At 37.0% G+C, this 11,436-nt stretch carries 16 protein-coding genes and 1 pseudogene; 8 read left to right on the forward strand and 9 right to left on the reverse strand.

What is annotated here, in order from left to right:
• The 3 genes from AC33VI_RS08560 to urtE all read right to left on the reverse strand — a co-directional run.
• A partial coding sequence (locus tag AC33VI_RS08560; protein WP_491781847.1) for a tRNA-dihydrouridine synthase occupies positions 1-583 on the reverse strand: 583 nt, incomplete at its 3' end.
• 102 nt (positions 584-685) lie between these two features.
• A complete protein-coding gene (gene lexA, locus AC33VI_RS08565) occupies positions 686-1,300 on the reverse strand; it encodes a transcriptional repressor LexA (RefSeq protein WP_491781848.1) in 615 nt (204 codons plus the stop codon).
• Between the two features lie 159 nt (positions 1,301-1,459).
• Positions 1,460-2,182, reverse strand: coding sequence for an urea ABC transporter ATP-binding subunit UrtE (urtE, locus tag AC33VI_RS08570; protein WP_491781849.1), 723 nt, complete (start codon positions 2,180-2,182; stop codon positions 1,460-1,462).
• 87 nt (positions 2,183-2,269) lie between these two features.
• On the opposite strand from urtE, the gene AC33VI_RS08575 reads away from it, so the two are divergent.
• Entirely contained in the window at positions 2,270-2,368 is a 99-nt protein-coding gene (locus tag AC33VI_RS08575) for a hypothetical protein (protein WP_491781850.1), read from the forward strand.
• 94 nt (positions 2,369-2,462) lie between these two features.
• On the opposite strand, the gene AC33VI_RS08580 is transcribed toward AC33VI_RS08575, so the two are convergent.
• Positions 2,463-2,933, reverse strand: a complete 471-nt coding sequence (locus tag AC33VI_RS08580) for a hypothetical protein (protein ID WP_491781851.1) — start codon at positions 2,931-2,933, stop codon at positions 2,463-2,465.
• A 342-nt stretch (positions 2,934-3,275) separates the two neighbouring features.
• On the opposite strand from AC33VI_RS08580, the gene AC33VI_RS08585 reads away from it, so the two are divergent.
• Positions 3,276-4,007 carry a tetratricopeptide repeat protein gene (locus AC33VI_RS08585; protein WP_491781852.1) on the forward strand — a complete coding sequence of 244 codons (732 nt, stop codon included), beginning with the start codon at positions 3,276-3,278 and terminating at the stop codon, positions 4,005-4,007.
• A gap of 8 nt (positions 4,008-4,015) precedes the next feature.
• Here AC33VI_RS08585 and AC33VI_RS08590 read toward each other — a convergent pair whose 3' ends face one another.
• Positions 4,016-4,396: a slr1601 family putative cell division protein gene (locus AC33VI_RS08590; protein ID WP_491781853.1), complete on the reverse strand. Its 381-nt coding sequence runs from the start codon at positions 4,394-4,396 to the stop codon at positions 4,016-4,018.
• Positions 4,397-4,518: 122 nt separating this feature from the next.
• Positions 4,519-4,614, reverse strand: a complete 96-nt coding sequence (gene psaM / locus AC33VI_RS08595; protein ID WP_491781854.1) for a photosystem I reaction center subunit XII — start codon at positions 4,612-4,614, stop codon at positions 4,519-4,521.
• Between the two features lie 187 nt (positions 4,615-4,801).
• On the opposite strand from psaM, the gene AC33VI_RS08600 reads away from it, so the two are divergent.
• The 5 genes from AC33VI_RS08600 to AC33VI_RS08620 all read left to right on the forward strand — a co-directional run bounded on the left by AC33VI_RS08600 (position 4,802) and on the right by AC33VI_RS08620 (position 7,901).
• Positions 4,802-5,359 carry a 5-formyltetrahydrofolate cyclo-ligase gene (locus AC33VI_RS08600; RefSeq protein ID WP_491781855.1) on the forward strand — a complete coding sequence of 186 codons (558 nt, stop codon included), beginning with the start codon at positions 4,802-4,804 and terminating at the stop codon, positions 5,357-5,359.
• Between the two features lie 240 nt (positions 5,360-5,599).
• A complete protein-coding gene (locus tag AC33VI_RS08605; RefSeq protein WP_491781856.1) occupies positions 5,600-5,917 on the forward strand; it encodes a slr1957 family protein in 318 nt (105 codons plus the stop codon).
• A gap of 161 nt (positions 5,918-6,078) precedes the next feature.
• Entirely contained in the window at positions 6,079-6,504 is a 426-nt protein-coding gene (gene ccmS / locus AC33VI_RS08610) for a beta-carboxysome assembly chaperone CcmS (protein ID WP_491781857.1), read from the forward strand.
• Between the two features lie 124 nt (positions 6,505-6,628).
• Positions 6,629-7,489: a hypothetical protein gene (locus tag AC33VI_RS08615; RefSeq protein WP_491781858.1), complete on the forward strand. Its 861-nt coding sequence runs from the start codon at positions 6,629-6,631 to the stop codon at positions 7,487-7,489.
• A gap of 52 nt (positions 7,490-7,541) precedes the next feature.
• Entirely contained in the window at positions 7,542-7,901 is a 360-nt protein-coding gene (locus AC33VI_RS08620) for a phage holin family protein (protein WP_491781859.1), read from the forward strand.
• Positions 7,902-8,030: 129 nt separating this feature from the next.
• Here AC33VI_RS08620 and AC33VI_RS08625 read toward each other — a convergent pair whose 3' ends face one another.
• Together AC33VI_RS08625 and AC33VI_RS08630 are read right to left on the reverse strand one after the other, a co-directional pair.
• Entirely contained in the window at positions 8,031-8,372 is a 342-nt protein-coding gene (locus AC33VI_RS08625; protein ID WP_491781860.1) for a pentapeptide repeat-containing protein, read from the reverse strand.
• A 9-nt stretch (positions 8,373-8,381) separates the two neighbouring features.
• Positions 8,382-8,501 (reverse strand): annotated as a pseudogene (locus AC33VI_RS08630) (hypothetical protein); the annotation flags it as partial.
• A gap of 396 nt (positions 8,502-8,897) precedes the next feature.
• On the opposite strand from AC33VI_RS08630, the gene AC33VI_RS08635 reads away from it, so the two are divergent.
• Positions 8,898-10,694 (forward strand): hypothetical protein, encoded by a 1,797-nt coding sequence (locus tag AC33VI_RS08635; protein WP_491781861.1) that lies wholly within the window; start codon positions 8,898-8,900, stop codon positions 10,692-10,694.
• 16 nt (positions 10,695-10,710) lie between these two features.
• Here the strand turns inward: AC33VI_RS08635 and AC33VI_RS08640 are convergent.
• A partial coding sequence (locus tag AC33VI_RS08640; RefSeq protein ID WP_491781862.1) for an SGNH/GDSL hydrolase family protein occupies positions 10,711-11,436 on the reverse strand: 726 nt, incomplete at its 5' end.

Raw genomic sequence — 11,436 nt, forward strand, 5'->3', positions numbered from 1 at the left:
TATAACCTTGGGCGCGAGTACGAGCGTGAAGAGTTAGCATTGATGCACCCTTATCTTCCATCCTGCGAGCAAAGTCGAGAATATTGATTTCATTGTCATCCCAACCGATACGGGTTTTCACTGTTACGGGAACATCTACGGCATCAACTACGGTTTTTACAATGGCTTCGGCTACTTCTGGCTGACGCAACAAAGAAGAACCCCCGCCCTTTTTGGTAATTTTATTGACAGGACACCCCATGTTGATATCAATGGTGTTTGCCCCTTCCGCTACAGCTTTGCAAGCAGCCTTTGCCATAAAATCGGGACGACAATCAAATAATTGAATGCTAATGGGATCTTCATCAGGAGCGATCGCCATAATTGCTGGTAATTCTGTGAGATGGTGTATTTCCTTAGCACTGACCATTTCGGTATACATCATCGATTTTGGCGCATATCGCCGCACTAAACGACGAAAGACCATATCTGTCACTCCCGATAGGGGAGACTGTAAAACGCGACTATTAACTACCACTGAACCGATCTTGAGGGTCGTCGTCAATTTTTCTTTCAGTTCGTCAGATAGAATCGAAGTTAACATTTTAGAAATAAGAGAATTATGGCGATCGATTAATTTTTTTCACAAGCCATTAGCTATAAGCAATTAACTAATAACTAATGACTAATGACTAATGACTAACAACTAATTATTATTAGCAATCGCTCGCCAGATGCCGACTAAAACCCCTTGTATTTCTACATTTTCTGCTTCAGCTTCAATGGGTTCGTATTTTTGGTTAGCAGGCTTGAGGGTAATTTGCTCTTTATCTTGATAAAAATGTTTTAATGTCGTACCGTGTCCTGAAACCCTAGCTGCTACAATATCGCCATTCTTGACTTCAGAACTATCGTTAAGCGATCGCATTACAGCATAATCCCCTTCATTAATAAAGTCTTCAATCATACTGTCTCCCGTAACCCGCAACACATAACAATCTGATTGAGTAAATAAATCCGATAAATCCAACTTGGTTTTGTCCTCGGTAAAAGGTTCGACTAAACCTCCCGCAGCAATTGCCCCTTCAATGGATAAGCCTTTTTCTGGTTGATGTAAAATTCTTAAAGTACGAGCTTTGCCGTCTGTCCAATCAATATAACCTTTGTTGCGCAATCTTTCTAAGCGACTTTGAACTGGGGCTGGCGAACGCAAGTTCATCGCTTTCATCATCTGTCTGATCGATGGTGCGTGTTGGGTAGAGCGTATGTATTCAATAAGCCAATCGTAAAGTTCCTTCTGTGCTGGGGTTAAACTTTCCATAACTTTAGAATTCTAGGGTATTTAGTAGTGAGGATTGATTTTCACTATGCAGCAAAAACTGACTATGTTTTCAAAGAACATAGGTACTAAATATTAGAAGATATAAAGCCCTAGAAAGTCAAGTTGTAGTGTAAAAAAGTAAGACAAAAATAGTGAAAATTAAACAGCAAGAAATTGCTGAATTACTTCTTGACTCAATTCATCAGTGCTACCAGAGGCGACGATACCACCTTTTTGCATGGCATAATATTTATCGGCTTGACGCACAAAGTGTAAGTGCTGTTCGACTAGTAGAACCGAAATTCCCGTTGCTTCGATAATCCGTTTGACTGCTGCTTCAATTTCTAAAATGATTGAGGGTTGAATTCCTTCTGTGGGTTCGTCTAAAACTAATAGTCGAGGTTTGCCCATCAAAGCACGGGCGATTGCCAGTTGTTGTTGCTGCCCTCCGCTTAAATCTCCTCCCATGCGAGATAGCATGGTTTTAAGTACGGGAAACAATTCAAAGATTTCTTCGGGTATAGATTCGTTACCTTTTCTACCTTCGGGTTTGGCTTCTAAGCCTAATAAAAGATTGTCCTTGACTGAAACGCGAGGAATAATTTCTCTTCCTTGGGGTACGTAGCCAATACCCAATTTTGCTCTTTTATCTGGACTTAATTTAACTATGGATTTGTCCGCAAATAAAATATCTCCAGTGCGGGGTGCAAGCAATCCCATAATAGTTTTGAGAAGTGTTGTTTTGCCAACTCCATTACGCCCGATCAAACACACCATTTGCTTGGGAGGAACGCTCAAATCTACGTCACGCAAAATATGGCTTTCACCATAGTAAACATTGAGGTTGGATATCCTTAACATTAAGTCTGTTGCTGTTGTCATTAATAACGTTCCGCGATCGCTTTTATTTTTCCTTTCTAATTTTATATCTCACGAGCTACGGAGGTAGGACATTGGAATTTAATTCTCTTGGATTTTGGAGCTTTAATTTGTACTGCTAGAAACCCTAAATGTTCTCAATGTCCTTTGACTGAAAATTGCTCGTGGTTAGCCCTTCAAGATAATTAGAGAATGACTTACATACAGATTGTGATTTTAATAAAGCTTAAAACTAATGGCTAATAGCTATAAATAAAATCATTTTGTACCTCATTACCAACATCTAAAGAACCTTGTGAGTATGAGAATGCTGTTTTACATTGTCTTCAGCACTAACGACTCTAGAACTATTAAGCACTCTTTTTCTGGCTAGAGAATAATTAAAATCCTGTTTGGTCGTACCCAAAGGAATATGTTTTTGAGCTTCAGGGCGACTTTTATAGGTGCGAGTTGCTGCTGCAACTCTTTCGGCAAAGCGATCGCATAAATTAATTTCTGCGCTAGTTTGTAATGCTGAGGGAATTTTGATGCTGTCAGTAGCAAATACTTCTTCTAAGGTGACAGCAGAAGCTAATTGATAAGAGGTAGGAATACCTTTAATTAATGCTTCTAAAGCAGCAGAAGGAATTGGTTCTAAGACTTGTAATTGCTGGGTTTCTCCATCTTCTAGGATAAAACAAGTTGCTAAACCCAAAACGCAATAATCTTCGCGAGTTAAATCTGATGCTTGTGCGAATATTGTTCCCGTAGTCATATTGTCAAACGCCCATATTAAATAAATAAGTTTTAACTATCGCAATAGTAAATACTTAAGATCGAATCTAATCTAGAAGGGTTGGCTAACGAGAAAATTTCGTTCGATTGTCACTTAAAACAATATTTATTTTCAAACCTTATAACAAGTTCAAATTTAATTTAAGTAATTTTAAGGAAGACGTTTGAGTTTTTTTTAGTCATGATGCTCTTTATAAAGAATTAAGAATCTAGTTGAGGAAATTTACAAAACAATGAGACAGTTCGATGGGTGACACATAAGACTCCAAAGAAATATAGAGCTTGATAGTAAAGTATCTCTAGCAAAGGTTTAATTGATGCTATGAAAAGCAATTACAATCGCCAGATTGATTATAAAAATACTCAACCAATAAAACAAAAATTATCTGTATCATCTTATGGCTTAGATCTGGCATCATTATTTAACTGTTCTTTATCAACTTTAGACGATCTTAATTCTCAACAATGTTTGAGAAGTTGTATTCAAGAAAAAGCATCTCAAGGAGAATATGAGGTGGCAATTTCGCTCCTTGATCGCCTGATTGCCCACGATCCCAGTAATGCAACCGATTATAATAATCGAGGCTTAATGTATTTTCGCAACAATCAAATTATTGAAGCTCTTTGCGATTTGTCTCAAGCGTTAGAAATCGATCCCTATCTGGATAGTGCTTATAATAACCGTGCTAATTGCTATGCAGCCCAAGGAGATTTGAGCAGTGCGATCGCCGATTACGATTTAGCTTTAGATCTAAATCCTGCTAATCTCCGCGCTTGGATCAACCAAGGAATTACCTTCCGCGAATTAGAATTATACGATTTAGCTTTAGAAAATTTAGATATTGTTTTAATTATTGGCGATTCCCTCCATGAAAGAATCTATGCTGAAAGAGGCAGAACTTATCATTTGCGGGGTGATTGGAATTGTGCCGTAGGAGACTACCAAAAAGCTCTCGATCTCTTAGTAACTAGACCAAAACTAGCTAAGTATAGAAGCAAAGTAAATCGATGGCTCAATCAATTACTCGATCCCTTGAAAGCTCTCGATAACTAACTACTGGTTCATTGCTCTTCTTCATTGAGATTTTCTGGTTGATTTTTTTCTGGCAACCAATAGATGCGACTTTGGTTGGGAGAAGTCAGAGAGCTATATTGTTCCATTAGGCTTTGAGTTCTTTGAGGATCGAAATTATGATTTAAGAGATCTCTCAGTTGCGTGACTCTGGCATCGGTTTCTTGGACTTGAATGCGCAATTCCTCCAGTTTTTCCTGTTGCGAAAGATGATAGGGTAAGAGTTTGAAGAAAGAAGCGATAGCGGCGATCGCAATTGCCCAACTCAAAATTAGCTTCAAACCAATTTCAGTGGTTACTCCTCGATAGGGATTGACCCGTTTAGAAGATTTACGACGGTTTTTCTGAAGATGTTGCCGATCGAAACCCATGTTTAAATTAGGTGTTTAAAAACAGTTAAGGATTCTAGACTAACAATATAAATTTATATTGCCAATCTAAAACCCTCTACATAACAAACTATCGAGTCAAAGTTGCTTTGACTGTTAGATATTTATTTATAAAGCTCTAAAGAAAGACGCATTGCCATAAATCCAGTAACAAGTGCTACTACTAGAGCGATATAAATCTGAGTATCTGAAATAGACATGATAATCTCCTTCTATAAATATATAAAGGTATTCCACCATTAATTTGCGTCATAATCGACCCCAACCCAAACATTTTGTAACAAGTCGTAGCAAAAATCTCTGAAAGGCTCGTTTTGCTCTATATAGAAAGACAGGGGGAATCTAGGTAAAAGTTTGAGTATTGTCAAGATGATTTAGTTATTTTCGATGAATGGACTGGACAAAAAACAATTAAGAAAAGAAATATTAAGACAAAGACAAAGACTTTCTGTAGAAGAGTGGCAAAAAAAGAGTAATTTAATTTGCCAGCAGTTAGCAGATTCAGCTTTATTAGAACAATCAACCACTATTTTTGCTTACTTTAGTTTTCGTCAAGAAGTAGATTTAAGTCCTTTATTTTCTCTTAATAAAAAATGGGCTTTTCCTCGTTGCGTCGCAGGTTCTTTGATTTGGCACGAATGGCAATCAGAAGATTCTTTGGCAATCGATAAATATGGCATTCAAACACCTTTAGAAACTGCTCCTATGGTGTCAGTCCAAACAGCCGATTTAATTCTCGTACCTACAGTAGCCTGCGATCGGCAAGGATATCGCTTGGGCTATGGTGGAGGCTATTACGATCGCTTATTGAGTTCTGCCACAGCTTCTCCCATTCCTACTGTTGGTATTGTTTTTGATTTTGCTTTTGTAGACTTTTTACCCAAAGATCCTTGGGACATAAAGTTAGATTTTATCCGTACCGAAATAGAATTTTTAAAAGTATAAATTCAAGAATATTAAAGGATAATTGAGATATATTAAGATGATGTCAAAGCTCCTTGAGCAATTATACTTATTGGCAATTATGTTGTTAGTAGTTTCATTTAAGGTTTGTTAAGTATTTAAAAAATAGTATTTAAAAAAAATAGTGCTTTTGTTAGTCTATTAAAACAGTAATTAAACTAGACAATATTGAAAGCTTTAATTACACAAGTTTTTCAGTAAACTAAAGTTATTTCAAATCTTATGCAACACTTTCAAGACGAATGGATTCAAGAATGGTGCGATCGCAATGGTTGGACAGATCTATTTCGCGAACGCTATGACAGCTATTGGGCTTTTCCTCCCAACTGCGTGATGCCAGAACCTATTCCTCAAAAAGTAATGCGGTTGATTAAGAGTCAAAAAGGCTTAAGCAGTAGCGAACAAAAATTATTAGTTTTGACCGTTGCGGTAAGCATTGTATCTTTAGTCTCTAGCTACTTATGGATGTCTCCCATGCCTTTAATGTTGGCATTTGGTTTTAACGCCATTAGTTTTGCCAGTATGGAATGCGAGATCTAGAACATCTAAGCTACGAGATTTTCAAATACAAATTTAAAATAATTTAGATAAGCAATCTAGATTTGACTTTAGTTTAGACTCAGAAGATTATAAGAAATGGTACAGTTGAAAGACTATTTACTGCTATATCCTTCCTATTAACCGATTCTGTTTTCTAAACTATGTTTAATTTGAGTAACAATAAGCCAGAAATAGAACAGCAAAAATGGCGACATCAACTAAATAGTTTTGCGCTCGATTATGAATCGGAACTTGCTGCTTTAGCCTGGGGATTAAATCAAGAATGGCAAAGTAAAGATGTTCTCGGTATCGATCTTCAACCCAATCCTCATTTTGTTGCTTGTTCTTCAGAAGACTTAGAAGCTCTTAATAAAAATACCAGAGGACAATTACAAGAAATTTTGGGTATTGTTGATGGCTACGATCCTCAAACAGAAGTGGTAATCATTGCGATTGGTGAAGGACAAATAAAATTAATTAATTTTCAACCAGAAACTACACCTCCTGATTGTTTGGCTGAAACTGATGGAAATCTAGATAATTTAATTGCCACCTTAGAAACAGAACTAGCAAAATATATTAAATAAGGCTCGAAAAATAAACAAATTAGTTTCGATCGCTTAATTATCTTTATAATCGTTCTGGTGTTATTTATTAATCAATTAATGGGCATATTCTATATATAGAATAATTTTTATAATCTAATTTTATATGCCTAGTTATTTTAATCCTGCTAGGGATTCTAAACTGGAACTTGCTTTAGGTTCTTTGCCAATTGAATTGAACATAGCAGAAATCAAACTGACTTCCAAAATAGTCAATAGCCCGATCTGGATTGTCAGTAGTTCTGGTTTATTTATCGCTTTAATTGCTTTAATTGTTTATGGTAAATGGAAATACAAACAATTACAGAAAGCAATTCAATACGAACAGATTAAAGTAGCTAGTTTAGAAAAAAGATTGAATACGGCATTAGGAACTATTCGTCAATGGGAAGAAAATCCCGATCTGATTAACTCAAGAGATTGCAATCTCGACTACATTAGAATGCGAATGCAAAAACCAGTATTCCGCAATGTTTTGGTCAATCAAGCTAAAGTAAAAGTCAAACAGTTTGTCAGTACTGCTATGCGAATCAATCTCTCGCAAAATGCTGGTGGCGGTATTGGTAGCAAAAGTGGTTTTAATATTGATGAAATCTTTGATGTTACTTACGACACTGATAGTCAAGGCAAAAGAATTCGTCGGGTATTATTTCGGATTCAAGTCAAATTAACTAAATTACCTACCCAATCTACTTCTAAAACCATCGATCAAATTGTTGAATGCGTAGAGAAGTTTCTCAGCCCTACCGAAAGAAGGAGTAAATGGGAATCTAGTGGAAATTTATCCGATCGACGCAATAACAATTGGTTGCCTACAATTCAAGGGCATATCATAACGATGAGTTGGAATCAAAAGGCAAAACCAACTCCTCTACTTCTCTTAGAACAACATACGGGGGGTGTCAATGTGAGTTTTCGCACCAAAGTTGCTCGCAGATACCGAACTTTTACTAGTAGAAATGGCTAAGGAAAATTTATTACTATTGAGGTAATTCAATATTATATTTTTGGTAACTGAGATGTTGCAATTCTTGTTAACTTGGTTAGCCACCGCTATTTCTTTGATCGTTACTGCCTTTTTTGTTCCTGGCATTACTATTATCGGTCTTTCCTCTGCTGTCGTTGGGGCAGCGATGTTGGGATTAGTTAATGCGTTTGTTAAACCAATACTAGTTATATTCACACTTCCTCTAACTATTCTAACTTTGGGCTTGTTTCTTTTGGTAGTAAACGCGATTTCTTTAGGTTTGGTAGGCTATTTAACTCCAGGTTTGGAAATCGCTGGATTTTTCCCCGCTGTATTTGGTTCGATAGTTCTTACTTTCGTTTCTGGATTTGTCGATCGCCTTTTTTCCAAAATCGAATCGTCTGATTTTTAATTGATGATTAGCAATTAGTCCTTTATCAAGGATCGATAAAGGGATAAGAGTGTTTGCCAAGGAATCTTGCCTTACAAACACTCTCCTGTTTTTCTAATTAAAATAATGACCATTTACAGGGAACTAAAGTTATCTGAGACAGGGAAGACCATCAATATCAATACTTAATAGATCTAAGTTTGCTCCAGTTAAATTAAGATTACGCGCTCGATAAAAGTTAGCTTTTTTGATGGTTGCTCTATCAAAATTAACTCCTTCAAGATCTGCCCCGTGAAAATCTGTTTCAACTATGAGGGCTTGTTGTAAATTTGCATTTTGTAAGTTTGCATAGCGTAAATTTGCTCTAGTTAAATTAGCACCCATAAAATTTGCTTTGACCAAAGAAGCAAACAAAAAAGAAGCATTTTCAAGATCGGCTTGGAATAAATTTGCGCCACTAAATTTGGTATTGCTTAAAATTGCTTTTTGCATTCTGCTTTGACTGAGATCGCAAAAGCGAAAATCACAATAAGGAAAATAAGCTCGGTCTAAATTTTGTTCGGCTAAGATATAGCCTTGGAAATTTTTGTGAAAAGCCTCTTTTGCAGTTAGTTCTTTAATTGATGCAGGAGAATTAACCTCTAAATCATAATCCTGAAGGACTTTTTTCCGTTTGTACTTGCATTCATAATTACACCTCTTGTTTTATTGAAACGTCTTGAATGTATTATTTTCTGCTGAGCGATCGACTATTTTGCAATCACCAAGCAAGCAAAAAATAAATTTAGTTGGTGCATTACGAAATACACTTAGAATGTAAATCCTTATTTATCAAGGTGTTTAAATTTGAGCTTTAAACTTGCCCAACAGTCCTAATTATACATCTTACATAACTAATTAGCTATATTTAGACCTTGCAACGATTATAATTGATACTTTAACAAATTGTTTACTCAAAAAAGTATTTGACGATCGAGCGGATTATTCGCAGAAGAAGTCTAAGAAGACATAGTTAAAATGAACAAGAAATCATGTTTTCATCCCAGACAATGGCAAGTTATTGGTCTACTTTCTGCTTTCTTCCTGATACAAACCCAGACTGCATTTTCACAAATGACCGAAGGAGATTTTTTTGGCAAAGAAATAGAATTGCATCGTTGGAAAAACTTCGACCACGAACGAAATGGATTCGATTGGTCTATGCCAGACTGGGTAAAACCCGCTCCACACTCCGCAGTAGTTAAAACCAGGAAAATCGATGGAATATCGGCTGATGAAAAGCTATTAGCAAAAGGATATAGAGGTAATTTTAAAAGACGTTTAGATTTTACATGGCGCGACTTTGAGCCAGAAGAAGGGGTTTATAATGTTGAAGGTCTAAAACGTGCTATTGACAAAGTTAGCGAAAATGGTAAATACAAAATAGAGTTTCGCTTTCTCGCAGCGGGGTGGGAATATGATGGATATCAAGACGACGGCAGCCCACTACCCCAAAACCGTTTGGATAGAATTAGAGCGAGAGAAGAATCCGCACCAAAATGGTTGGGAAGTCAATATCCAATCCAACAGATCAAACATAATATTCACCCATCATTCGAGTTAATTAACTTGGATGAATACTCGCCTTATTATCATTCGCGTTATTTAAAGGCAATCGAGAAACTAGGAGAAACTGGTATATTTGCCGATCCGAGAGTGCTAAACGCATATGTCCATCTTGGCAGCCCGACAAGAGGAGAGGAAGGAGTAGGACCAAAACTGGGAACAGCAGAACGAAAAATATACGAAGAGCGACTTCGGGCATGGGCTGATGCAGCAGGGAAATATGTCAACAAACTAATGAATCCTTCCACCAGAGATGCAGATGTAGAACTTGCTATAGATCTGGGTATGGGACACCGTGGCGGGCAGGTTGAATATTATTTGAAACATATTTATGAGCCTCTTATTGGTATGAATGTAACCAAAGATGGATATTTAGAGGTTGATGAAAATGTCCCGCTCATCAAGGAAAAACGAGCATCTGGCGATGAGAATGAGGCATATTTCTTTAATTCCATCACACAATATCGTTTTGGCGACAGGAAAGCTTACAAGCACGGTTATCGCGAATCAATGCTAAGAGTTTTACAAATGCGTAGAACTACTATCTGGGATGAAGGAACTGCTGCATTTATCGATCCTGCTCTTTCTGAATTTGTGTCTCTCAGTCTGGGAAAAGATGTTTATAGTACGGCAGACGCTTGGGTGTATTTACGGCAAAGCAATCTTGCGCCCAATAATCCTCATACCAATTATCCCATGAATCCAGAAGCTTATAACGATGATGGAACGAAACCATTAAAGAATTTCGAGCGTTGGCTATATCAGCGGGATAGCCAATCGATAAAAACTCTACCCGCATTGAAATCTGGTCATGGAGGAAAACAAATCTTTCGCGATCGAAGACATCCCTATGACTTTATAGCCAGAAAAACTCAAAGATATAAAGGATATAACAAAATTGGTTTCGCTTTAGACGATCGATTTATCAAAGGTACGGGAGAGGTAGCTGTAAAAGTAACGTATCTAGATGAGGGTAATGTTAAATGGGCGTTAAAGTATACTAATGAAAACGGCTGCCCTGTAAAACTCGTACATACTAATAGTAATTCGGGGGAGTTAAAAACCAAAACTTGGATTCTTAAAGATATCAGCTTTAACGCAACGGGAATGAATAATGATTTCTTTTTAGTATCTTTATTGGGAGACTTAACGGCAAGCTTTGTTCGTGTAGTCAAACTACAAGAAAACCAGACACAAAATAAATATTAAATATCAAATGAAATTATTAATTATCCCAGTTAAAACCACTATTAACTAAAGTACTATCAATAAAATCTTTTAAAGTTTCTGCCATTGTTTCTTGTTCGCTAATGCGGGGATGTCCTGGGGTAACTTGAGGATGAATTAAAGAAAAAATGCGCTCGTCGTTATTCTCTTGACGATATTCGGCGATCGCTTCGGTGATGTAACTATCCCACTGACTGTCGTGGTACATCGCAGGAAACATACCAATAAAGTAAGCACTGGGACGTTTGGCTCTCAAATTGGCAATGAATTGCTTATAACGCTCTTTCCATTCTTGTTTGGATAATTTATCACCTACTGTAGCCGAGTCATTTTGACCGTAGGCAATAATTACCAAATTGGGGTCATAATTATTAAAGTTCCACAAGGAAGCATCAGGCAAAGGTTTGACCCTATTGTAAAAAGCTTCTCCACCAGTACCATTGTTCCAAAAAGTATTCCAGTAACCAAAACCGTTAACTAAAGATGCTCCAGCTTGGGAGATTAGAGATACGTCTGCATCGTAATGTCTGGCTAAAATCGAGCCGTAGCTATAGTAAGCATTGGAAATGCGATCGCTATTGCCATCAGGATCTTGAACTCCTGTAACGGGATGTTCTACAGCTATACCAGAGGTTATGGAATCGCCGTAGATTTCAATAGCACGCTGAGAATCGGGATTAGGTTGTAATAATTGCCCGTCAGTAATAATGCCGTGAAACTTAAA

The sequence above is a fragment of the Waterburya sp. genome, from assembly GCF_058530065.1.

Excerpts from the sequence above, each read along its gene's own strand:
- ccmS (WP_491781857.1), top strand. The coding sequence starts at position 6,079 with ATGTTTAATTTGAGTAACAATAAGCCAGAAATAGAACAGCAAAAATGG.
- AC33VI_RS08600 (WP_491781855.1), top strand. The coding sequence starts at position 4,802 with ATGAATGGACTGGACAAAAAACAATTAAGAAAAGAAATATTAAGACAA.
- AC33VI_RS08615 (WP_491781858.1), top strand. The coding sequence starts at position 6,629 with ATGCCTAGTTATTTTAATCCTGCTAGGGATTCTAAACTGGAACTTGCT.
- AC33VI_RS08580 (WP_491781851.1), bottom strand. The coding sequence starts at position 2,933 with ATGACTACGGGAACAATATTCGCACAAGCATCAGATTTAACTCGCGAA.
- AC33VI_RS08620 (WP_491781859.1), top strand. The coding sequence starts at position 7,542 with ATGTTGCAATTCTTGTTAACTTGGTTAGCCACCGCTATTTCTTTGATC.
- urtE (WP_491781849.1), bottom strand. The coding sequence starts at position 2,182 with ATGACAACAGCAACAGACTTAATGTTAAGGATATCCAACCTCAATGTT.
- AC33VI_RS08635 (WP_491781861.1), top strand. The coding sequence starts at position 8,898 with ATGAACAAGAAATCATGTTTTCATCCCAGACAATGGCAAGTTATTGGT.
- AC33VI_RS08605 (WP_491781856.1), top strand. The coding sequence starts at position 5,600 with ATGCAACACTTTCAAGACGAATGGATTCAAGAATGGTGCGATCGCAAT.
- psaM (WP_491781854.1), bottom strand. The coding sequence starts at position 4,614 with ATGTCTATTTCAGATACTCAGATTTATATCGCTCTAGTAGTAGCACTT.
- lexA (WP_491781848.1), bottom strand. The coding sequence starts at position 1,300 with ATGGAAAGTTTAACCCCAGCACAGAAGGAACTTTACGATTGGCTTATT.
- AC33VI_RS08590 (WP_491781853.1), bottom strand. The coding sequence starts at position 4,396 with ATGGGTTTCGATCGGCAACATCTTCAGAAAAACCGTCGTAAATCTTCT.
- AC33VI_RS08625 (WP_491781860.1), bottom strand. The coding sequence starts at position 8,372 with ATGCAAAAAGCAATTTTAAGCAATACCAAATTTAGTGGCGCAAATTTA.
- AC33VI_RS08585 (WP_491781852.1), top strand. The coding sequence starts at position 3,276 with ATGAAAAGCAATTACAATCGCCAGATTGATTATAAAAATACTCAACCA.